Annotated in this window: 26 protein-coding genes (1 of these 26 only partly in view); 8 read left to right on the top strand and 18 right to left on the bottom strand. The window is 58.4% G+C overall.

Translation table 11 applies throughout. The features are described from left to right. Positions 1-1,081: the 3' portion of a peptidoglycan DD-metalloendopeptidase family protein gene (locus tag BLT55_RS18205; RefSeq protein WP_054999811.1), read on the top strand. 344 nt of this gene lie to the left of the window's left edge; the window shows 1,081 of its 1,425 coding nt (coding positions 345-1,425); its start codon lies beyond the left edge, outside the window; it ends in the stop codon at positions 1,079-1,081. Positions 1,082-1,084: 3 nt separating this feature from the next. Next, positions 1,085-2,179, top strand: coding sequence for an anhydro-N-acetylmuramic acid kinase (locus BLT55_RS18210; RefSeq protein WP_054999810.1), 1,095 nt, complete (start codon positions 1,085-1,087; stop codon positions 2,177-2,179). 75 nt (positions 2,180-2,254) lie between these two features. Here the strand turns inward: BLT55_RS18210 and erpA are convergent, their stop codons facing one another. Both erpA and argC read right to left on the bottom strand, forming a co-directional pair. Then, positions 2,255-2,605 (bottom strand): iron-sulfur cluster insertion protein ErpA, encoded by a 351-nt coding sequence (erpA, locus tag BLT55_RS18215; protein WP_002551953.1) that lies wholly within the window; start codon positions 2,603-2,605, stop codon positions 2,255-2,257. A gap of 173 nt (positions 2,606-2,778) precedes the next feature. Continuing rightward, complete coding sequence (argC, locus tag BLT55_RS18220; protein ID WP_054999809.1) at positions 2,779-3,813, bottom strand: N-acetyl-gamma-glutamyl-phosphate reductase; 1,035 nt, start codon at positions 3,811-3,813, stop codon at positions 2,779-2,781. 133 nt (positions 3,814-3,946) lie between these two features. Here argC and hemJ point away from each other — a divergent pair, with 133 nt between their 5' ends. The 5 genes from hemJ (at position 3,947) to coq7 (ending at position 7,428) form a co-directional block, all read left to right on the top strand. Beyond that, entirely contained in the window at positions 3,947-4,375 is a 429-nt protein-coding gene (gene hemJ, locus BLT55_RS18225; protein WP_054999808.1) for a protoporphyrinogen oxidase HemJ, read from the top strand. Between the two features lie 88 nt (positions 4,376-4,463). Beyond that, complete coding sequence (locus tag BLT55_RS18230) at positions 4,464-5,393, top strand: DUF805 domain-containing protein (protein ID WP_054999807.1); 930 nt, start codon at positions 4,464-4,466, stop codon at positions 5,391-5,393. Positions 5,394-5,447: 54 nt separating this feature from the next. Continuing rightward, positions 5,448-6,224 (top strand): SDR family NAD(P)-dependent oxidoreductase, encoded by a 777-nt coding sequence (locus BLT55_RS18235; protein ID WP_007251895.1) that lies wholly within the window; start codon positions 5,448-5,450, stop codon positions 6,222-6,224. A gap of 93 nt (positions 6,225-6,317) precedes the next feature. After that, a complete protein-coding gene (locus BLT55_RS18240; RefSeq protein WP_003316306.1) occupies positions 6,318-6,656 on the top strand; it encodes a histidine triad nucleotide-binding protein in 339 nt (112 codons plus the stop codon). A 124-nt stretch (positions 6,657-6,780) separates the two neighbouring features. After that, entirely contained in the window at positions 6,781-7,428 is a 648-nt protein-coding gene (gene coq7, locus BLT55_RS18245; protein WP_007251897.1) for a 2-polyprenyl-3-methyl-6-methoxy-1,4-benzoquinone monooxygenase, read from the top strand. Between the two features lie 60 nt (positions 7,429-7,488). Here coq7 and speD read toward each other — a convergent pair whose 3' ends face one another. Together speD and BLT55_RS18255 are read right to left on the bottom strand one after the other, a co-directional pair. Continuing rightward, positions 7,489-8,283 (bottom strand): adenosylmethionine decarboxylase, encoded by a 795-nt coding sequence (gene speD / locus BLT55_RS18250; RefSeq protein ID WP_002551946.1) that lies wholly within the window; start codon positions 8,281-8,283, stop codon positions 7,489-7,491. A gap of 242 nt (positions 8,284-8,525) precedes the next feature. Then, the gene (locus BLT55_RS18255; RefSeq protein WP_007251898.1) at positions 8,526-8,948 is read right to left on the bottom strand and encodes an OsmC family protein; all 423 of its coding nucleotides are present in this window, start codon (positions 8,946-8,948) and stop codon (positions 8,526-8,528) included. Positions 8,949-9,157: 209 nt separating this feature from the next. Between BLT55_RS18255 and crp the strand changes: the two genes are divergently transcribed. Beyond that, positions 9,158-9,802 carry a cAMP-activated global transcriptional regulator CRP gene (gene crp / locus BLT55_RS18260; RefSeq protein ID WP_007251899.1) on the top strand — a complete coding sequence of 215 codons (645 nt, stop codon included), beginning with the start codon at positions 9,158-9,160 and terminating at the stop codon, positions 9,800-9,802. A 10-nt stretch (positions 9,803-9,812) separates the two neighbouring features. Here crp and BLT55_RS18265 read toward each other — a convergent pair whose 3' ends face one another. The 14 genes from BLT55_RS18265 to BLT55_RS18335 form a co-directional block, all read right to left on the bottom strand. Continuing rightward, a complete protein-coding gene (locus tag BLT55_RS18265; protein ID WP_054999806.1) occupies positions 9,813-10,508 on the bottom strand; it encodes a lipoate--protein ligase family protein in 696 nt (231 codons plus the stop codon). A 32-nt stretch (positions 10,509-10,540) separates the two neighbouring features. Then, complete coding sequence (gene trpC, locus BLT55_RS18270) at positions 10,541-11,377, bottom strand: indole-3-glycerol phosphate synthase TrpC (protein ID WP_007251901.1); 837 nt, start codon at positions 11,375-11,377, stop codon at positions 10,541-10,543. Next, the gene (gene trpD, locus BLT55_RS18275) at positions 11,374-12,423 is read right to left on the bottom strand and encodes an anthranilate phosphoribosyltransferase (RefSeq protein ID WP_054999805.1); all 1,050 of its coding nucleotides are present in this window, start codon (positions 12,421-12,423) and stop codon (positions 11,374-11,376) included. The genes trpC and trpD overlap by 4 nt, the downstream gene beginning before the upstream one ends. A gap of 21 nt (positions 12,424-12,444) precedes the next feature. Continuing rightward, positions 12,445-13,044 (bottom strand): aminodeoxychorismate/anthranilate synthase component II, encoded by a 600-nt coding sequence (locus tag BLT55_RS18280; RefSeq protein ID WP_007251903.1) that lies wholly within the window; start codon positions 13,042-13,044, stop codon positions 12,445-12,447. A 395-nt stretch (positions 13,045-13,439) separates the two neighbouring features. After that, positions 13,440-13,949 carry a lysis system spanin subunit gene (locus tag BLT55_RS18285; protein ID WP_054999804.1) on the bottom strand — a complete coding sequence of 170 codons (510 nt, stop codon included), beginning with the start codon at positions 13,947-13,949 and terminating at the stop codon, positions 13,440-13,442. Beyond that, a complete protein-coding gene (locus tag BLT55_RS18290) occupies positions 13,946-14,491 on the bottom strand; it encodes a glycoside hydrolase family 19 protein (protein ID WP_054999803.1) in 546 nt (181 codons plus the stop codon). The genes BLT55_RS18285 and BLT55_RS18290 overlap by 4 nt, the downstream gene beginning before the upstream one ends. A 106-nt stretch (positions 14,492-14,597) precedes the next feature. Further along, entirely contained in the window at positions 14,598-15,563 is a 966-nt protein-coding gene (locus BLT55_RS31045) for a tail fiber assembly protein (protein WP_082438133.1), read from the bottom strand. An 821-nt stretch (positions 15,564-16,384) separates the two neighbouring features. Continuing rightward, positions 16,385-16,951, bottom strand: a complete 567-nt coding sequence (locus BLT55_RS18305) for a tail fiber assembly protein (protein WP_054998902.1) — start codon at positions 16,949-16,951, stop codon at positions 16,385-16,387. Positions 16,952-16,958: 7 nt separating this feature from the next. Next, positions 16,959-18,419: a hypothetical protein gene (locus BLT55_RS18310; protein ID WP_054998901.1), complete on the bottom strand. Its 1,461-nt coding sequence runs from the start codon at positions 18,417-18,419 to the stop codon at positions 16,959-16,961. A 10-nt stretch (positions 18,420-18,429) separates the two neighbouring features. Beyond that, complete coding sequence (locus BLT55_RS18315; RefSeq protein ID WP_054998900.1) at positions 18,430-19,029, bottom strand: YmfQ family protein; 600 nt, start codon at positions 19,027-19,029, stop codon at positions 18,430-18,432. After that, positions 19,017-20,057: a baseplate J/gp47 family protein gene (locus BLT55_RS18320; RefSeq protein ID WP_054998899.1), complete on the bottom strand. Its 1,041-nt coding sequence runs from the start codon at positions 20,055-20,057 to the stop codon at positions 19,017-19,019. The genes BLT55_RS18315 and BLT55_RS18320 overlap by 13 nt, the downstream gene beginning before the upstream one ends. Further along, a complete protein-coding gene (locus BLT55_RS18325; RefSeq protein ID WP_054998898.1) occupies positions 20,047-20,445 on the bottom strand; it encodes a phage GP46 family protein in 399 nt (132 codons plus the stop codon). The genes BLT55_RS18320 and BLT55_RS18325 overlap by 11 nt, the downstream gene beginning before the upstream one ends. Beyond that, positions 20,442-20,954, bottom strand: coding sequence for a phage baseplate assembly protein V (locus BLT55_RS18330; RefSeq protein ID WP_017683442.1), 513 nt, complete (start codon positions 20,952-20,954; stop codon positions 20,442-20,444). Before BLT55_RS18330 ends, BLT55_RS18325 begins: the two co-directional genes overlap by 4 nt. Beyond that, positions 20,951-22,060, bottom strand: coding sequence for a phage baseplate assembly protein (locus tag BLT55_RS18335; RefSeq protein ID WP_054998897.1), 1,110 nt, complete (start codon positions 22,058-22,060; stop codon positions 20,951-20,953). Before BLT55_RS18335 ends, BLT55_RS18330 begins: the two co-directional genes overlap by 4 nt.

Below are 22,060 nucleotides of genomic sequence, written 5' to 3' on the forward strand. Positions count from 1 at the left end.
CAGCAAAGGTGACACCCTGTCCACGCTGTTCGAAAAGGTCGACCTTCCGGCCGCCACAGTTCATGAAGTACTGGCCAGTGATAAGCAGGCAAAGCAATTCAGCAAGCTGCAGAATGGTCAGACCTTCCAGTTCGAGATGACACCGGACGGCCAGCTCAAGCAACTGCACACCAAACTCAGCGAAGTCGAAACCATCAGCCTGTCCAAGACGGCAAACGGCTATGTATTCAATCGCGAAATCAGCAAGCCCAACGTGCGTAACGCTTATGTACACGGGGTGATCAACAGCTCTCTGTCGCAGTCAGCCCAGCGCGCAGGGCTGAGCCATAGCATGACGATGGACATGGCCAATATCTTCGGCTACGACGTCGATTTCGCTCAGGACATCCGTAAGGGTGACGAGTTTGACGTGGTGTACGAGCAGAAAGTGGTCAACGGCAAGAACGTCGGCACTGGCAATATTCTGGCCGCGCGCTTCACGAACCGCGGCAAGACTTACACGGCCGTCCGCTATACCAGTAAACAAGGCACGACCAATTATTACACCGCCGATGGCAACAGCATGCGCAAGGCCTTCATCCGCACACCGGTTGACTTCGCGCGCATCAGCTCGATGTTCTCGATGGGTCGCAAACACCCGATCCTGAACAAGATCCGCGCGCACAAAGGTGTCGACTACGCGGCGCCACGCGGCACACCCATCAAGGCAACCGGCGACGGCAAGGTCCTGCTGGCAGGACGTCGTGGCGGTTACGGCAACACGGTGATCATCCAGCACGGCGACACCTACCGCACGTTGTATGGTCACATGCAAGGCTTCGCCAAAGGCGTGCAAACCGGCAGTTCTGTGAAGCAAGGCCAGGTGATCGGCTATATTGGAACCACCGGCTTGTCGACTGGCCCGCATTTGCACTATGAATTTCAGGTCAATGGCGTGCACGTAGACCCGCTGGGTCAGAAGCTTCCGATGGCGGATCCTATCGCCAAATCCGAAAAACAGCGCTTCATGCAGCAAAGCCAACCGTTGATGGCGCGCATGGATCAGGAAAAGGCCACCACGCTGGCCTCCAATAAAAGGTAATCCATGGCCTACTTCTATATAGGTGTGATGTCCGGCAGCAGCCTCGATGGGATCGATATCGCCCTATTGGAGCAGGATAACCGACCGATACTCCTCGCAACCCACTACATTCCCATGCCGGAGGACCTGCATGCGGAATTGTTGGCGCTTTGCTCCAGCGGCACGGATGAGCTGGCTCGTGCGGCCGTTACCGAGCAGAAGTGGTGTCGGCTGGTCGCTGAAGGTGTTCTGACCTTGCTGAAAGAGCAGAACATGGTAGCCGGCCAGATACGCGCCATTGGCAGCCACGGCCAGACCATTCGCCACGAGCCTGCTCGTGGTTACAGCATTCAGATCGGCAACCCGGCCTTGCTTGCCGAGCTGACTGAAATCACCGTGGTGAGTGACTTCCGTCGTCGCGATATCGCTGCTGGTGGCCAGGGCGCGCCCTTAGTACCTGCTTTCCATGAAGCGCTGTTCGATGACAACAAGAATCATCGCGCCGTTCTGAACATTGGCGGGTTCAGCAACCTGAGCCTGATCGAGTCGGATCGACCGGTTGAAGGCTTCGATTGCGGGCCTGGCAACGTACTGCTCGACGCCTGGATTCAATCCAAGCTGACACAAAGCTACGACAAAGACGGCAACTGGGCGGCGAGCGGTCAGGTCAACCAGGAGCTGCTGAACACGCTGCTCAGCGATCCGTTCTTCCAGACCAAAGGCCCGAAAAGTACCGGCCGGGAGGTCTTCAACCTTGGTTGGCTTCGCCATCACCTCTTCCAGTTTCAGACTCTGGCGCCGGAAGACGTGCAGGCCACGCTGCTGGAACTGACCGCACTGACCATTACCGAGTCACTGCAATCCGCGCAGTCGAGCACCACCGACCTGCTGGTTTGCGGCGGTGGCGCGCATAACACCGCGCTGATGAATCGTCTTGCCGATCTGCTGCCGGACACCAAAGTCAGCAGCACCGCAAAGTTCGGCGTAGACCCGGACTGGGTAGAGGCAATGGCCTTTGCATGGCTGGCGCATTGCAGCCTTGAAAGTGTCCCGGCGAACCGTCCGACGGTGACGGGCGCCAGAGGCCTAAGGATTCTGGGTGCAATCTACCCTGCCTGACCTGATGGCTGAACGCAAAACGCCGCTCAATGAGCGGCGTTTTTTGTTTTCAGAAGCGTATTAGCAGCGATTTATTCAGATCGAAAACGAGGAACCGCAACCACAGGTCGTGGAGGCATTCGGGTTCTTGATCACGAATCGCGAACCCTCCAGCCCTTCCTGATAGTCCACTTCAGCGCCCGCCAGATACTGGAAGCTCATCGGATCGACCACCAGGCTCACGCCCTCGCGCTCGACGATCGTATCGTCGTCTGCCACATCCTCATCGAACGTGAAGCCGTACTGAAAACCCGAGCAACCACCGCCTGTAACGAACACACGCAGTTTAAGGCGATCATTGCCCTCTTCATCGACCAGGGTTTTCACCTTGTGCGCTGCATTTGGGGTGAATTCCAAAGCCGTAGGCGTGAAGGATTCAACACTCATGTCAGATATCTCCCGGCGTTAGCCGTCGTAATGCGTAATGCGTAATGACGGCATTATCCGCTTCTCCCAGAAAAACGGTCAACTATTTGGTGGGGAGCAGCTACAAGCTACAAGAGCATGGGCCAGCTCGCGTTTATCTTGAAGCTTGCAGCTTGCCCCTTGAAGCAGCCCCTCTAAGGCATCATTCCCGCATGAGACAACCCGGCGCGCTCGTCCAGGCCGAACAGGATGTTCATGTTCTGCACAGCCTGTCCCGACGCACCCTTGACCAGGTTGTCGATGACCGAAAGCACCACCACCAGATCGCCATCCTGCGGACGATGCACGGCGATTCGGCAAACGTTGGCACCGCGTACACTGCGAGTCTCTGGATGGCTGCCAGCAGGCATCACGTCTACAAACAGCTCGTCGGCATAGCGCTTCTCGAACAGGGCTTGCAGGTCTACCGAGCGATCAGCGACCGTTGCGTAAAGCGTGGAGTGGATGCCGCGGATCATCGGCACCAGATGCGGAACGAAGGTCAGGCCAACATCACCACCCGCCGCGCGACGCAGCCCTTGGGTGATTTCAGGCAAGTGACGGTGACCTTTTACGGCATAGGCCTTGAAGCTTTCGTTGGCCTCCGAGTACAGCGAGCCAATGCTCAGCCCGCGCCCTGCACCGCTCACGCCAGACTTGCAGTCAGCGATCAGGCGAGTTGTGTCGGCAATACCCGCCTCAAGCAACGGCAGAAAGCCCAGCTGGGTAGCCGTTGGATAGCAACCCGGCACCGCAATCAAACGCGCGTTCCGAATCTGCTCGCGATTCACTTCCGGCAGCCCGTAGACCGCGTCTTGCAGCAGCTCCGGTGCGCCATGAGGCTGGCCGTACCATTTGGACCACTCGACCGGGTCCTGCAAACGGAAATCGGCAGACAGGTCGATGACCTTGGTGCCTGCCGCAAGCAGCTCACCCGCCAGGGCATGAGCAACACCATGGGGCGTGGCGAAGAACACTACATCACAGGCCCCCAGGGTTTTGACATCCGGCACGCTGAACGCCAGGCCGTCGTAATGGCCTCGCAGGTTCGGGTACATGTCGGCGACTGGCAGACCGGCCTCCGAGCGAGAGGTAATCACCACCACTTCTGCCTGCGGATGCTGTGCCAACAGACGCAGCAGCTCGACTCCGGTGTAACCCGTGCCGCCGACGATACCGACCTTGACCATAACCTGCCCTCAACGAAACAACTGGAAAGCGGTCGATAATAGGAGCCTATGACCTCTGCGACAACCGACAACGTGACGTAAGGGCGCACAAGACACTACTATTCGGCCACCGTGAACCTGGGAATAATCAAAAATGCTCTATTTATGGATCAAAGCACTGCACGTGATCTCGATGGTCTGCTGGTTTGCAGCCCTGTTCTATCTACCAAGACTGTTTGTCTACCACTCGATGAGCGAGGACACCGTCAGCCGTGACCGTTTCATCATCATGGAGCGCAAACTGTACCGCGGCATCATGACACCGGCGATGATCGCCACGCTGGTCTTCGGCGGCTGGCTGATCAGCTTCGACCCCAGCGGTTATTTTAGCCAGGGCTGGATGCACGTGAAGCTGACGCTGGTCTTCCTGTTGATAGGCTATCACCATGTTTGCGGTGCGCAGATGAAACGCTTTGCCCGTGGCGAAAATGGCCGCAGCCACGTGTTTTATCGCTGGTTCAACGAAATTCCGGTGCTGATTCTGATAGCGGTGGTCATTCTGGTTATCGTCAAACCGTTCTGACCGAACTGCACTCTGCCTTTATCAGACACGAAAGGACGCCTGCGCGAAGGCGTCCCGCCGTTCCCCACTCAAGACAAGGAAGCCCTGTATGACCGATACCCTCTTCAAGATCATGTTTGAAGGGCAGGTGCGTGACGGCGTAGAGCCTGATACCGCAAAAGCCAATGTGGCCGGATTGTTCAAAAGCGATGCGGCGGCGGTTGAGAAGCTGTTCAGCGGCACACCGGTGACCCTCAAGCGCGGGCTGGTGCATACGGAAGCCGAACGCTATATCGCCGCGTTGAAAAACGCAGGCGTCGAAGCGCGTATAGAACCCGACCTGGCCATCAGCCTCACGCTGGATGAGGTCACCACACCCGCCAACGCCTGGGCGGCCGACACGCCTGCGCCGCAAACTGCATCGCCCTACGCGCCGCCCAAGGCACAGGTCGGCAGCGAGGAATACGGGCATTCCACACTTAAAGTCTTCACCACCCACGGTCGCATCGACCGTCTGCGTTTTCTGGCGTGGAGCATGGTTCAGTGCGTCACGCTGATCGTCCTGCTCTCGGTGGCCCTGACGGTCATGAACGCGTCGCTGGTCGGCGGCGGCTTGTTGATCGCGGTATTAGTGATCGCGTTTATCACCATCGGCGTGATGATCGGCGTGCAGAGGCTGCACGACCTGGGTTGGTCAGGCTGGCTCCTGCTGCTGAACCTCGTGCCGTTCGTAGGCACCTTGTTTCCGTTCCTGATCATGGTGCTGCCCGGCACACAAGGCCCGAACCAGTACGGCCCACCGCCGCCGCCCAACACGCGTGGCGTGAAGTTTCTCGCGGTGGTGTGGATTGCCATGATTCCAGTGATCACGGTCGCCAGCATCTATTTCGGCATCGCAAACCTGGCCAAAGAAGAGCTCGCGCTCAAGACCGACGAGTACGAACAAACCCTGGCTTACGATGATCAGGAAGACACTGATAGTGCCTTGACCGCTCCTGATGATGTCAATGAAGAGTCCAACGACCAGAACGACAAGTAATACACTGCTGCCGCCCGGCGAACTGCCGGGCGCACAGGCTCAATGGAGAAATGCATGACCCGTTACGCCCTGATCACCGGCGCTTCCAGTGGCATAGGCCTGGCCATGGCCGAGGCGCTGGCACGTCGTGGTCGCAACCTGATTCTGGTTGCCCGCCAGCGTGACTTGCTGGAAACGATTGCACTGGAATTCACTCAGCGCTTTGGCGTCGAGGTGCTGATTCGCGCGTGCGATCTGGGCGAGCCGCTGCGACTCTCGGGTTTTCTGCTGGAGCTGGAAGACGGTGCCCACCAGATCGACCTGCTGGTCAACGCGGCCGGCATCGGTACCTGCGGGCCGTTTCTGGCTCAGGACTGGGGCGTCGAGCAGGATCTGATCGACCTCAATATCCTCGCGCTCACACGCTTGTGCCACACCGTCGGTAATCTGATGGCCATTCAGGGCGGCGGACAGATACTCAATGTCGCGTCGGTCGCCGCTTTCCAGCCGGGGCCATGGATGAGCACTTACTACGCGAGCAAAGCGTACGTGCTGCACTTTTCCGAGGGTCTGCGCGAGGAAGTGAAAAAGGCCGGCGTCAAGGTCTCGGTATTGTGCCCGGGGCCGACCAGAACGGCGTTCTTCCGTACCGCGCAATTGCAGGTGAACGGCGATAACCTGATGAGCCCTGAAGAGGTGGCGCTGTACACCGTCCGAGCGCTGGCAAAAAACCGGGCGATCATCATTCCAGGCCTCAGCAACAGGTTCTGGACCCTCAGCCCGCGCCTGGTTTCGCGCTGGCTGGCACGCCAGATCAGCGGTTACATCAACAAGAAATTCTGCCCGCGCTGACCAGGGTCGCTGGGCGGGCCATGTCTCGCGCAGTACACTCGGGATCACGGCAGTAAGCTGCGTCACCCATCAACCGACAAGGAGCAAACGGCTGTGGATACTTTGTTCACCAAAATCATCAATCGGGAAATTCCGGCGAAGATCATCTACGAAGATGATCAGGTACTGGCTTTTCACGATATTGCGCCACAGGCACCCGTGCATTTTCTGGTGATCCCGAAAAAGCCGATTCGCACCCTCAATGACCTGACCGAAGAGGACAAAGGCCTGGCGGGCCACATTCTGTTCACGGCGCAACGGCTGGCGCTCGAGCTGGGGTGTGAAGAAGGCTTCCGCGTGGTCATGAACTGCAATGAGCTGGGCGGCCAGACCGTTTATCACATTCACATGCACGTGCTGGGTCAGCGTCAGATGAACTGGCCACCGGGCTGATCGCGAAATCGCCCCGAGATTCACCCGGCTGGCTGATCCTGAAGATTGCTGGCCGACTGACACAGGCCCAGCCGCCCCACGCCAATTCGGGTAAACTGCCCGCATGGTTCTTCCGGAGGTGCCCATGGCTACCGAACGTCAATATTCCCCTATCGACCGTCTGTTACTGCAAGCCGACAGCGCAATGCGCACGCTGCTGCCGTCGAGTGCCCACGCACGGCGTCCGTCCCCGGCAGTCGTCCAGCCCGATCAAAAGATGAGCGAGGCAGACGCCCGGCATGTCGCGGGCCTGATGCGTATCAACCATACTGGCGAGGTCTGCGCCCAGGCGCTGTATCAAGGCCAGGCGCTGACCGCGAAGCTGCCCAAGGTCCGCAAGGCCATGGAGCATGCGGCCGAAGAAGAAATCGATCATCTGGTCTGGTGCGAACAGCGCATTCATCAGCTTGGCAGCCACACCAGCGTGCTGAACCCGCTGTTTTACGGTCTGTCCTTCGGGATGGGCGCAGTCGCCGGAATCATCAGCGACCGGGTCAGCCTCGGGTTCGTTGCTGCAACAGAAGATCAGGTCTGCAAACACCTGAGCGAACATCTGGAACAACTGCCGACCGAAGATGGCAAGTCCCGGGCCATTCTGGAGCAGATGCTCAGCGATGAAGAACACCACGCCGAATCCGCGCTCGAAGCAGGAGGCTTTCGCTTTCCGGCCCCGGTCAAATTCGGCATGAGTATCCTGGCCAAGGTCATGACCAAGTCCACCTATCGCATCTGAAGCAGCAAGAACGAAAAAGGCGCCTGCAAGAGGCGCCTTTTTTATATCCGAAATCCGGATTTAAACCGCTACGTTACGGCCGTAGAAGATTTCCAGCATTTCGTGTTTGACCTTCGCGGTCACTTGTTCACGCTGTTCGGCAGACAAGTTGCTGGTGGCATCGCCAAACAGGTAGTTATCCAGTTCGAATTGCTTGAGCAGCATTTTGGTGTGGAACAGGTTTTCCTGATACACGTTCACGTCGGTCATCTGGTAACCGTTGCGTGTGTCTTCGGAAAGGTAATTCTGGATCGAGTTGATTTCGTGATCGATGAAGTGCTTCTTGCCTTCCACGTCACGGGTAAAACCGCGCACGCGATAATCGACGGTGACGATGTCCGACTCGAACTTGTGAATCAGGTAGTTCAGCGCCTTGAGCGGTGAAATGACGCCACAGGTCGACACGTCGATGTCTACACGGAACGTGGCAATACCGTCGACCGGGTGAATTTCCGGATAGGTGTGGACCGTGATGTGGCTCTTGTCCAGATGGGCCAGGATGGTTTCCGGCAGTGGACCTGGCGACTCTTCGATCTGGCTTTCGGTAGGCGTCACCGGCTGCTCGGAGATCAGAATGGTCACACTGGCACCTTGTGGATCGTAATCCTGACGCGCAATGTTCAGGATGTTGGCACCAATGATATCGACAACATCAGTCAGAATCCGCGTCAGGCGTTCTGCGTCGTACACACTGTTGATGTACTCGACGTACGCCTGCTGGTCCTGCGGGGTTTCCGCATAGCAGATGTCGTAAATGTTGAAGCTCAAGGTCTTTGTCAGGTTATTGAACCCGTGGAGCTTGAGTTTGCTTTTCACCGTTAAAAACTCTCTATATGGGTGCGGCGCCAGCCGCGTGATCAAGCATGCCCGTCAGGTGAGCCCGGCTCATCTGCGTAGGACGGTTAACACCTCTTCGCGTTGGCGATTTTGGTTGTCTGTTCGGGCTGCCAGCAGAAAACCAATGCACGCTGCGCCCTGAAAAAGTGGCGCATTATGCAGACGTCCGAAGCCGTCTGCCAGAGTGTGCGCCGTTTTTATGATCGTTGGATGTCTGGCGCTCAGCCCAGTTCGACAATTTCATAATCGTGGGTGATCTTCACGCCGGCGTTTCCGAGCATGATCGACGCCGAGCAATACTTCTCCGCAGACAGTTCGATGGCCCGTTTGACCTGCGCTTCCTTGAGGCCCCGGCCTTTGACGACGAAGTGCAAATGTATCCTGGTGAACACTTTCGGATCTTCGTCCGCGCGCTCGGCCTCAAGAAAAGCTTCGCAACTTTCGATCGGCTGGCGCGACTTCTTGAGAATGCTGACCACGTCATAGTTGCTGCAGCCACCCAGGCCGATCAGCACCATTTCCATCGGACGCACGCCCAGATTGCGACCGCCACTTTCCGGTGGGCCGTCCATGACCACCACGTGACCGCTGCCGGATTCGCCGAGGAACATGGCTTCGCCAGCCCATTGGATGCGTGCCTTCATCGCCAAGACTCCAGTGTAAAAAAGGGGGCGCCAGCTTAGCACAGCGTCAGGGCATGGCCTGAGGCGTCCGCGAAAATGCTATTCGGGGAAAACGTGTAGGAATATTCGCAAATCATGCCTTCCCGGCGTTGAAAAGCTGCGGAGAACCCACGGGCAGCCGATACCTACAGGTATGCCATTTGGCCATAGTCTTATTTCGGAAGTCACGCATGGTCGCGATAACGTTTACACCCAAAACGAGCATTCTGGAGAAGCTGCTGCCGCATGCCGAACGTCGCCGTTGCGCCGCGAAAAGCAACATCATCAACGCGGGCGAACGCTCGGGCTCGTTGTTCATCATTCTCAAAGGGTCGGTCACGGTACTGATCGAAGATGACGAACGACGCGAGATGATCGTTGCCTACCTCAACAGCGGGGATTTCTTCGGCGAGCTGGGTCTGTTCGAATTGCCGGGGCATGAGTCCATGCGCAGCGCGTGGGTGCGCGCCAAGACCGAGTGCGAAGTGGCCGAGATCCCTTACGACACGTTTCGCGAGCTGGCCCGCCAGGAACCGGACATTCTCTACGCGCTGGGCAGCCAGATGGCTGAGCGTTTGCGCAACACCACGCGCAAGGTAGGCGATCTGGCGTTTCTGGATGTGACCGGGCGTGTGGCCCGCACGTTGCTGGACCTGTGCAAGCAGCCGGACGCAATGACGCACCCGGACGGCATGCAGATCAAGATTACCCGCCAGGAAATCGGCCGCATCGTGGGCTGTTCGAGGGAGATGGTCGGGCGTGTGCTCAAGGCTCTGGAAGAACAAAGCCTGGTCAACGTCAAAGGCAAGACCATGGTGGTCTTCGGCACGCGCTGAGCGCGGGTATTCAGAGGCCGGAAAGCAGTTGCCGATAGGCCTGTGCCAGATGCTGTACAACCTCTACACCGGGAAACGCTTCATGCAGGGCAATGTGGCTGTCGGCTCGCACACGTTGTTCAAGTTCGCAGAGTTCATTGAAGCGATTGACCGCCGCCGCCATCTGTACGCGCTCGTCTTCCAGCAACAACGCACCGTGAGCCAACACCACCGGGCGCGTTCCGCCCTGACTCTGACGCCAGCGCTGGGCAGTTCCGACCATCTTGCGGCCATCGAGATTGACGTTGAAGCGGCCGTCGCAGAATGCACCAGCCACCTCGCCCAATGACGCCCGGCCACCCAGTTCGGCCAGTAAATCCAGAAGCGGCTGACACAGGCGCAAATACGCGGTTTCGATCCGGTCCCGATCAGCATCCATCCGGGGCTGCGCGTAAACCAAGGCGATATTCACGGTAGCGCGAGATTGCGGCACCGGCTCGCCACCGGTTTCCCGTAACAGCACCGGCCAGCCGTTGTCAGTCAGGGTTTCGCTGGCTTCGACAAAGCCTGGCAGACGGCTCATGCGACGCGGCATGACCAGCGCCTGATCATTGGGTCGCCAAAGCAGTAACCCATGATCCGCCACACCGGCGCACACCGACGCCAATAAATCCTGCTCGGCCTGCAAGCCTTGTTCGACACAGGTATAGATGATCGGGTCTTGCATGCCGGACCTCAGCGTAATGCTCTTCAAGACCATCAGTCGATGGATGGACCGCTCGCCGCTGGCTTGCGCTCTGGGAAGAACAACCGCTGCAATTCTGCACCCGGCTTTTCTGCGCGCATGAATGCCTCGCCCACCAGAAACGCATACACATCACTGATTTCCATCAGCTCGACGTCGGCCCGGTTGAGAATCCCGCTTTCAGTGATCACGATGCGGTCACGCGGAATACGCGGCAGCAGATCCAGCGTGGTTTCCAGACTCACGTCGAAGGTGTGAAGGTTGCGGTTGTTGACGCCCACCAGTGGCGTATCGAGCGTTTTCAGCGCACGATCCAGCTCGTCGCCGTCATGCACCTCAACCAGCACATCCAGGCCGACGCTCTTGGCAACTGCGGCCAATTCAGCCATCCGCCCGTCATCCAGTGCCGAAACAATCAGCAAAATACAGTCGGCGCCCAAAGCACGTGCTTCAACCACTTGGTACGGGTCGATCATGAAATCCTTGCGGATCACCGGCAAATTGCACGCCGCACGCGCCTCTTGCAGATAGGCATCGGAACCCTGGAAGAAATCGACATCGGTCAGCACCGAGAGGCAGGTCGCGCCCCCCGCCTGATAACTTCTGGCGATATCAGCAGGGAGGAAGTTTTCCCGGATAACGCCTTTGCTCGGCGACGCTTTCTTGATTTCGGCAATGACCGCGGGCTGCTTCAGCTTGACCTGGTTGATCATCGCTTTGGCAAAACCACGAGGTGCATCAGCTTTGGCTGCCTGCTGTTCGAGCTCGGCAAGGCTCACAATCGCGCGACGGGCCGCGACTTCTTCGGCTTTTCGGGCCAGAATCTTTTCCAGTACGGTTGGCACGCTCATGCTTCGTTCTCCTGCTTGAATACCGCCGTGAAGGCACCCAACTCTTCCAGTTTTTCCCGCGCAAGGCCGGTATGCAATGCATCGTGTGCCAGCGCTACGCCCTCTTTCAAGCATGTAGCGTGATCGGCCGCATAAAGAGCGGCACCCGCATTGAGCACGATCATTTCCGCCGCCTTCTGGCCGTTTTCGGTCTTGCGACGACCCAGCGCGTCGCGGATCAGTTCCAGCGACTGCGCCGGGCTTTCCACCGCAAGGCCATACAGGCTCTGGCTCTTTATACCGAGTTCTTCCGGATGCACCCAGTATTCAGTCACTTCGCCATTCTTCAGCTCGGCAACGAAGGTCGGCGCAGCCAGGCTGAATTCGTCCAGCCCGTCCTGCGAATGCACCACCAGAACATGCTTGCTGCCCAGACGCAGCAACACTTCAGCCAGCGGACGGCACAGCGCCTGATTGAACACACCGACGACCTGGTGACGAACGCCAGCCGGGTTGGTCAGCGGACCAAGCATGTTGAACAATGTGCGCAGCCCCAGCTCGCGGCGAGGGCCGGCCGTGTGTTTCATGGCTGTGTGATGAGACTGGGCAAACATGAAGCCAATGCCGACGCTGTCAATGCAGCGTGCCACTTGAACAGGCGTCAGGTTCAGGTACACACCTGCCGCCTCCAGCAGGTCAGCACTGCCGCTTTTGCCAGACACCGCGCGGTTGCCATGCTTGGCCACCGTGCAGCCTGCGGCCGCAATGACAAACGCCGAAGCCGTGGACACATTGAAAATATTCGCGCCGTCCCCACCCGTGCCGACGATATCGACCACACCGTCGAGGGTTTTCAGTTCGACCTTGTCGGCCAGCTCGCGCATGACCAGAACAGCACCGACGATTTCGTCGATGGTTTCGCTCTTCATGCGCATGCCCATCAGAAACGAGCCAATCTGTGCTTCAGTGCATTGGCCGGTCATGATCTCGCGCATGACATCGCTCATCTCGGCAGTGCTCAGGTCCAACTGGTTGACCACGCGGTTCAGCGCGCTTTTGATATTCATCGGAGTATTCATAAAAAGTCCTTAGCCCTGACGCTGGCCGCCGCTCTGTTTGAGGAAGTTGGCGAACAGTTCGTGACCTTGCTCGGTCAGGATCGACTCGGGGTGAAACTGCACGCCCTCGACGTTCAATGTCTTGTGACGCAGGCCCATGATCTCGTCGACCGAACCGTCTTCCAGCGCCGTCCATGCTGTGACTTCCAGGCACTCAGGCAGGGTATCGCGCTTGACCACCAGCGAGTGGTAGCGGGTGACCACCAACGGATGATTAAGGCCTTCGAACACGCCGCCGTCCGTGTGAAGCACCGGGCTGGTCTTGCCATGCATCACCTGCCGCGCGCGCACCACTTCACCGCCGAACGCCTGACCGATGGACTGATGCCCCAGGCAAACACCCAGAATCGGCAGCTTGCCCGCGAAGTGATTGATCACTTCCAGCGAGACGCCCGCCTCATTGGGCGTGCACGGGCCGGGCGAGACCACGATGCGCTCCGGGTTCAGCGCCTCGATCTGGGCGATGGTCAGTTCGTCATTGCGGATAACTTTGACGTCTGCCCCCAGCTCACCGAGGTACTGCACGACGTTGTAGGTAAAGGAATCGTAGTTATCGATCATCAGCAGCATTTTGCTATCAACCTTTTGATTTACTGACTTGATTCAGGCCTTCCGGATACTCATGCCGTCCCTCTTCAGCCGCAAGGCATGAGGTGAACGGGGCGAAAAGCATCACAAATCGAAGGCATACAGGTACGGGTCCGGCCGGGCCGGCAAGGAAATAGTCAGGCGCGCCAACGCCAACGGGCGTGAGCCTTGATAACGCGCATCAAAAGCTTGCTGACTGTTGTCACGGGAGGGGGTCTCGTTGGTACGTTTCGGGACATTAGCGTACCGAATGGGCCGGTGCAATATGAATGTACCGGGCAAGACCGTTTGGCAAGCCTGCAAAGGCTCGAAAGAGGGCCGCGCCTCCTTGCGGAGGCGGGATTGAGGCGGGGGCACAATGGCCGAGGAGAGGCTCATCAGTGCGCAATCTCGCGTACATAGGCCTGGCAGGCCTTCAAGGCGATCAATCCCTGATCGCCGTCATCGGTGATGGCGACAATTCGCCCAGCAGCCGCCGGGTCAAGTTCGCCTCGCGCGCTTCCATGAACCAGGCCACCGGCGTCGGCGGTGGCTGGCATTCCATCATTCGCGAGGGGGCTGGCGAGAAGGACTGACAGCCGCAGATCAGCAGTGGCCAGACGGTCGCGCAAACGAGTTTGAGAGGTCTGTGCATCGCTCAATTCCTTGTGAAGGGTTGTGTCGCTGTCACGCAGGCGGATTTCCAGCGCGCGCCTTTTGGCCTGTTCGGCGTTCTGCCAGTCGACGACCGCCAGCGCCGCCTGCTCACGCTCGCGCTGGTAACCCTGCGCTTGCGCGGACAGTTGCAGGCCGTAACACGCCGCCTGCCACTTCCAGGCCGTCCATGTGCCCAGCCCAGAACCCAGCACGAATGCCAGGATCAGGAATCGCGCATCCAGCGCTTTCATGGCAGCACCTCCAGTGCCCGCTGATACAGCACTTGCCTGTCAGCGAGACCATTGGTGCCGCCGTTGATACGGCGGGTGATCATCAGAAAGTCGCCCTTGTCTGCCAGTACGTTGAGGTTGGCCCGATCCCAGAACCACGCCGCCGACATGGCCGCGTGGTCTGGCTGTTCGAGCAGTTGCGGCTGGCGCAACAGGTCCAGCCCCAGCGCCTCCCCGCACGCTTCATAGTTGGCCCGCCCCGTCACCTGAATCAGCCCGCGCCCCCGGTAAAGCTGACCGTCGCCATCTGCGTCTGGCGTATTGCCCAGACGCAGCGCCAACTGCCCCGTGTCGTATTTCGCCAGATAGCTGTTGCCACCCAGTTCACGCACATAGCGAAGCTGCCCGGATTCATGCCCGACCTGGGCAATGAATCCGGCGATGCGCAGCCGGGTGTTGATGGCGTAGCAGGTCATGGCAGCGTTGAGCGCAGGAACAAAAACGCCGGCTTGCGGGCCGGCGTTGGGGAGGATTTGTAGCAGTTGTTGCTGGTTGATAGGCATTGGTCCTCCTGTAGGGCTTGCTTACATACCCAGTCGACGAGGCTTTCCTGTTTTAAGCGCAATGCGCATTACGGATAAAACAACGCCCCGTCAGTGCGGGGCGTTATTACTTGGGCAGTTCGTCTGCACTCACACCTGTGAACGGTGTCAGCTGCTCAATCGGCTTTACGTATACGAATGGCGACGCAGGCGGCACAGGCCAGACGAACGACTCCGGAAAGCCTGGCTGCGCATCGAGTTGGGCGAGTTGTACCCGGTAGAGCCAATACGCGTTGAGCTCGGCTTGTAGTGCAGGCAAGGTTTTCAGCTGGGCTTCAATTGCACTTTGCACGGCACTCAGCCGGCTGATCAATGAATCGACTTTCGCAGTGGCCGTGGCCGAGTATTCACTGCGTTGATTGATTACGTCGCCTGCGCCTGCTTGCGCGACCGGTTCGAGAATCACGCCAAACTCGCCGTTGAAGGCACGATTGAAAAGCTCTCTGGCTTGCGGCTTCAGGGAGTTGGCAGCAACCGTCACGGCCTCCTCGCCCTTGGTATCTTTGGTCTTTTCAAAAACGACCAAAAGCACAATAGCGGTATGCGCTTGATCGACCCAGCGAGGGTTGCGAATGCTATTCATGACCCACGGCAGCTCGTCTTCACTCACGCCTGTAGGAGGTGTTGGCACAACCGCTGGCTCCACGTAAACAAATGGCGTCGCTGGCGGAACGGGCCATGCGAAGGACATCGGGTATCCCGGGAGCGTCGAGAGGTTGGAAAGCTGTGCCCGGTAGAGTGCATAGGCATCAAGCTCGGCTTGCAGAGCAGGCCGGGATTTGATTTGAGCGTCCGTGGCCGATCCCGACGCGACAGCGTTTTGCACAATAACCAGTTGAAAATCCAGCTCGTTGATTTTCTTGGTGGCGTTGTTGAGGTAGACGCTGCGCTCCGCGTTAACACTCATCAGAATCATCTGCTCGCTCGGCTCAAGAATCTCACCAAACTCACCGGCGATGGCCCGGTTGAAAAATGTTACGTATTGCGGATCCGGATGATTGGCAGAGACCGATATAGCGTCCTGACGATCCATATAGCCGGGTTCGCTAAGGAGGCGCTGATTTATTCGATTTTTCGTCCCTGCAACGCTCTGGAGGCCTTGATTTATCTGGGGGCAACAGCTGGGTTTTAGAATAAATCAGCGTCTCCCTAACGATCACCCAGAGTGTCATGGAGGTGTGGGCCTGATCGGCCCATTGGGGGTTACGAGAAGTAGGGACTATGTTCATGTGAATTCCTTTTATGCACTGTATTAAGGAGACGCTGATTTATTCTAAAACCCAGCTGTTGCCCCCAGATAAATCAAGGCCTCCAGAGCGTTGCAGGGACGAAAAATCGAATAAATCAGCGCCTCCTTAAGAGAGTATTTCTTACAACCGGATAGCGCTTCACGTACTCGCCAGATCACTTCAAGTGCAACTCTGAAGTTACCGGCATTACCTTAGGGAGACGCTGATTTATTCTAAAACCCAGCTGTTGCCCCCAGATAAATCAAGGCCTCCAGAGCGTTGCAGGGACGAAAAATCGAATAAATCAGCGCCTCCTTAGCCTTTCAGTAGAGCCATTCATCAGCTTTTATTGCATAATCACCACCTCCTTTAAACATCTAGGGAGACGCTGATTTATTCTAAAACCCAGCTGTTGCCCCCAGATAAATCAAGGCCTCCAGAGCGTTGCAGGGACGAAAAATCGAATAAATCAGCGCCTCCCTAGTGCTTATTTAATGACGCCTTCAATATAGTGGACATGACTTTATTACCGCGACAATCATTAGCTGACGGCGGTTATTGACCATGTCGGAAATACAGGCGGATATCGGAAATAAGGCAGCAAGACGCGCTTTCACGACGATGTCTACAGAGCAGTTGCATCCGAGGGAAGTGACGGCCACTCGATCTGGAGAGGATAGTCAGGGCTTTGCTCGATCCGGTTCAGCTTCACGCTGTAGCGTTTCCATTCAAGCAAACTTGTCTTTTCTGCTTCAGTGGCCTCCCCCAGATCCACGGCATACTGCAATGGGGCGATACGTGTTGCGGCCTCCTGCAAACGCTTATCGCGGACAAGCAGTGCGGCGCCCGCCAACGCAAACTTTTGCGTCTCATCATCAAAAGCCCAGTTACCATCACGCCATACGTGGTATTTGCCAGGCCATTTTTTTGTGGTGAGACCTTCAGGCGGCGTACCCAAGCTGGTCCACTCTTCTTCAGAGCCGTCGCTTGTTCGGTACATCAAGCCACGACGATCCACAACCTGCTGCGGCTCATTATCGACCATCGTCCATGCATAACCTGTGTTCGGCGCGTTCAGCAACTTAGGAACATTCACCGCATTACTGGGAGTTTGCTCGCCCAGCCCAGGAACAACCGGTAACTCAACGGGCCCTATAAGGGCTCCGGATTTATCTATCAAGTAAGTAGGCATAACGTCCTCAGATCAGTTTGATACGGCCGGGATAGGCAATGTTGCGACTACGGAAACGAATCCAGTTGTTCATCGGTTGCTGGTCTCTTACAACAGTCGCCATGACGCCATTGTCTGTCGTCTCCGGAAGGTATGCCGAACCCCCAGCCGGGACTAGCGCTCCAGGGGGCAAGGAACCGCCCGGACCTGTAGAATTCAGCCGCCCATCTGCTTGGGCATGACCGGTACCCAACAGGTAGCTGCCAGTCTCTACATCGGCCCCGCTCCACTCTTGAGCTGTTGTCCTCAGCCAAGTGCCATCCTGCCAGGAACCAGCAACACGCGACGTATCAACCCCACGCGACTCATCCAGCACTCGCAAAAACTCCCCTCGCCCCTCAGGTCCGCGAAAGGTCAAAGCACCATCACCACTGGTCCATCCGCCTTCTTTCCCGGAACGAGCTGCTTCGGTGTAAACCATCCCGGATTTCTGCGCATGGTCCCAGAGCCACGGCCACTCGGCACGGTTAAGCAGCCCACCGTTCAACGCTCCATATCCTCCAGGACTGAACAACGTTGTTGTTTCGAAGACAGGTCGTCCGAGCGGGGTACTGTCGTAGCGTCCTACCGGCCACCAACTCCCGGCACCGTCGCTGCGCAGACGCCACCAGTCTCCAGCCCCCATCAGAACCAGGAAGGAGTAGCCAGCAGCATTTAAATGGGTGTGAAACCTGATCTTTTCGCCGGCAGCAGCATTGACAGTCAATCGGTTACCGCTGTTGTCTATCCTGCGAACAATAACGTCCTTGACGCCTAGCACCGCATTTGAGGAGGGCAGTGTGAACGCACGATTGCCGCCAGCAGCATCCAGAAGCAGCAACTCCATCTGCTCCTTTGTAAAAGCTGTATCGGCGTTAAAGGAAAACACTCTTTGAGAGTCGACCCCCACTACCTCTGTTATTTTGCCGCGCTTGGTGATGTAGATAGCGTCAGTGTTAAAGACAAGCTCCACCCATTCGGCCGCATTTAGCTGTAACGTATTACTGCCAGAGCCGAACAGTGAAATAACCTCGGCACCGCTGGCCTTGATCGTTGCCGCTCCGGGCGATGCATTATGAAAGGTCACGGACTTACCGATCGTCACGCTTGATTTGGAAGGCAGTGTGAGCGTGATGCCTGCAACATTGATCCTGTGCCAATGCCCCGCCACTCCCGGAAGAAGCGTCTCGGATGCCGTATACCCGAAGCCAGCACCCCGATAGGCCTGCCTGACTTGCGAACCAAACTGAGTAATGGCCGACGCGAGCTGGTCTGTTCTGGTTTCGTCCGGCAGCTCGCCACCCGCAGCCATAGCATTCAAAATCTCTTGCGTCACCGAGTTCCCCCACTTTGCAGGGATCAGCGAGCCGGGCGTGCCGGTGGCCGGGTTTTCATCTACAAATTTGCCGCTGACCAAGCCTACGCTTGGCACACTCTTGGGATAATCCACATTGTGTTCCTCAGTTGAAGTTAACAAATTCGACGCTGTGCGCCGGTGCTGCTCGACGAATCAAACACTCGATAGCGACGCCGGGATTGACCCCGAACCTCTCGCCCCAGTAGCTGGCCCCGAAGCGCCGACCCAGCCGCTGGCGGCCGCCGGTGTTCAGGGTCCACATGAATTGCGCGTTCCAGGTGCCGAAGTGCGCCTGACCAAAACGCGAACGCCCCATACGGGGCGCTCGGTGTTCGGTCACAGTGGCGTCGGGGTAACCCTGGCTGATGGCAATGTCGATGTAGAACGCTGCGTTCTGCCCTCCCACTGCCACCAGCCGCTGGCGCACGGACAGGCGCCGGTCGGCGAACAAGGGTTTGAGCCCCAGACACGGGTCAGGCAGGTTCATGACCCGCTCCCAATCCGGCACCAGCTCACTGACGGTGGCAGGGTCCATCTCGTTGAGCAGGTCGAACGCGCGGCCATCAATGCGCGCAAACTCATGGGACAGCCCGGTCATGACCTGCCGCACTTCCGGCACGCGCTCCGGGTCCCAGGCGGGACCGTGTGGCAGCAGCGCCTGCAATTGCTCGGCGTAGTGTTCGGCAGTTCTTATGACGACCATAAAATGCCTCCGAACGTGAGCAACTGATTGGCCGCCGCCGTGACGTTGGCGACGGGCGAAACCAGCACATGATCGGTTTCGCCGGTGGCGCGACTGATGGCTTCGGCGATGTGCGTCAGCAGCAGGGTTTCGCCCAGTCCGCCCTCGCGGTTGTGCAGATCCAGCAACTGGGCCTCGACCGCCGCGCGCACGGCCGAGGTATCGGGCGTCAGTCTGATGGTGTAGACCACCGGCTTCTGCACCGGCGCCAGCACATACACGTCGGCAGTGACCGGGCGCAGCGGCTCTAGATAGGCAGACATTTCAGCCAGTTGCCCGGCGTCGGGGATCGGATTGGCATCATCGTCACGCATGAAGAACACCGCGACAGTGCCCGGCCCCAGGTAACGACGCACGCACCAGGCTCGCGTCACGCCCGGCAGTTCCAGCGCCCAGGTCACGTAATCGTCCTGATTGCCGCCATGCGGAATGACGCGATAAGAGCGCACCACGCGCGCGCGCAACGACTCGATACTTTCCTGCGCGATGCCGCCCACCAGACCGTCGCCGATCACGATGAACGTACTGTCGATGCCTTCGATCGGCTGCACCGCCGTCATCACCAGGCCAGCATCGGCGTTACCGAGAATGCCTGCATCCACTGCTTCGACCGTGGTCGTGTTGTTGCCCGCGACCGTGGTGACGCCTTTGGTCACCTGGAAGAAGCGCCCATCACTGAATTGCAGGACGGTGTCCGCATCCAGCACGGCCCCGGCCGCAGCGGTAAAGCGCACCGAACCGCTGGCGGCCTGTGCGACCTTGCGTGGTTGGCGCAAACGCAGAATGGCTTGCCGTTCGAGGGTGTCCTCGTCGGCGGTGTCCGGCAGAATCTGGTCGGCGATCCAGTCCTGATAGCCGTACAGCCCGTAGGCCGCACCGCTGTGCGCGCGCGACAGTACCCGGGCATCGGACTGACGCAATGCTTCGTCGGCGAGGTCGACCTGGGTTCGGTTGATCAGCGCCGGTAACGTAGGCGTTTCAAACGGCATAAATCACCTGCCACTGTTCTGAAGGGTTGAAGCGCACGACCTGACCGTCGGAGACGACCAGCTCGACGCCCAGGTTCAGACGATTGCTCTGAACCTGTTCGGTAAGGATGTTGATGTTCTTGACCTGGCCATCGTCGATCAGCCAGGCGAGCGCTTCGTGCGCATAGAACTCGGCGTCACGCTGGGTCTGCGCCGTGAGCCGGACCCGACGCAGCAGCCACAACCTGGAGCCGATGCGGTCGTTGGCCTGCGTGGGATAGGTGTCGCCCCACCAGCCAAAGCGTTCGGCATCGTCGATCGGATCGTCCGTTTCGGCGCGACGCCAGGTGAACAGGCTGATGACCACCGAGCGCAGCAAGGAAGCCTGCAGAGAGCCTTCAATGATCATCCGGCACCTCCAACGGGTGGCCCGCTCTGCCCGTTACCGCCCTGCACGTTGCCGTGCAAATGGCTGATCTGGCTGATGCCACCGGCGATCTGGTCGCCCTTGGAAACGATCTTTCCGGTCTGGGTGATCTGCGGCGTATCGAAATTCACCGCTACGGCCGCCTTGATGTTCAAGGTGCCGGTTTCAATGTCGATGACCTTGCCGCGCTTGAGGTGCACCTTGTCGCCCTCGTCGGTGTAGATCGCCACTTCGCCCGACTCCAGCCCCTTGAGGCGATAGCGTCGGTCGGCCACCACCAGCAGCAAGCCGTGAGAACGATCGCCGCCGATAAAGGCGGCAATGCCTTCGGCGCCTGCGAGTGGGTTGCTGGTAAAACCGTAGGGTTCAAAGTGTTCCATGTCGTCCTTGACCTCCCCTGCGGTCAGGCGCATTTGCAGCGCCTGCATTTTGCTGCTGGCCTTGGCGAGCACCACCGTGCCGCGCACCAGCATGCGATTGAGTAAGCTCATGCGGTTGTTTCCTCATCGATAGGCAGCAGCCAGGAGTAAGCGTCCTGATTGACCTGCACCTTGCTGCGCTTGTTGGGGTCACCGGGCTCGGCCTGGAAGCCCTCAGGCGGCCCGACCACCAGCGTGGTGATGGTGCCCTGATCACTCAGCGAGTAGGTCACGGCTGAAATCAGCATGTTCCTGCCCAGACCGATAACCGGATCTACCACCTGCACCATCGTGTTGTGCCGCCAGAGCGCACCGTTGGACTGCCGCCAGCCCTGCACTTTGTAGGTGGTGAGCAGCGCCTTGCCCGCCCGCTGACCGCGCTCCCAATTGGCGCGGCTCAGCGCGAGCCTGGGTGTGATCGGCGCATCCTCATGGATGATCAGCACGCGAAGGCGCTCTTTGTTCCTGTCATCGGTAACGACCGCTGAAACCTCCGCCGCTTCCTTGCCGAACGTCTTGTCATTACCGGTCTGCTGACCAATGACCCGGTATTCGGAAAAAAGCCCGGAAAAATCTCTTGTGATGCTGGCGCTCAACACGTTCTTGCCGAGTTCCAGCGCGTCTGCGCTCTGCCCTAGACTCCCCGGCCTTGCCAGCACCACGTTGCCGAACTCGTCATCGGTGGAAAAAATCCGGAACAGGGTCAGCAGCCGATCGATGGACTTGAACACGCTTTCAGCAGGCTCAATGGTGTGATCGGCCATCTTCGAGGTTTCCGGGATTTCGCTGATCACCGACAACGCATAGGGGGCAGCCAGCGCCTGAAAGATCTTCAGCACCCCGACCTCTTTCCACTGGCTCGGTTTGTTGATGGCCGCGCAGTCGATAAGGTCGGCGGTTTTCGAGCGACCGGAAATCTTCAGCGTGACCTGCTTGCCGTCATAGCTGATCGGCGCAGCGAACACCCAGCCGGTCAGAATCAATTCGCCGCCGATACGCACTTCGCAGGCGGCGCCAGGCATGATCGGATGCGCGACTTCAGTGCCCGGCCACTGCCAGGTAATGCTCACGTCAAAGCTGCGTGCCTGACGCTCGATCCCGGCAGAGATTTCCACCGACTTCCAACCGGCATAGTCGTGATCGCCAACCGTCAGGGTGACAACATTAGGGTCGATCAT

It is taken from the genome of Pseudomonas cannabina (assembly GCF_900100365.1).
Lineage (GTDB): Bacteria > Pseudomonadota > Gammaproteobacteria > Pseudomonadales > Pseudomonadaceae > Aquipseudomonas > Aquipseudomonas cannabina.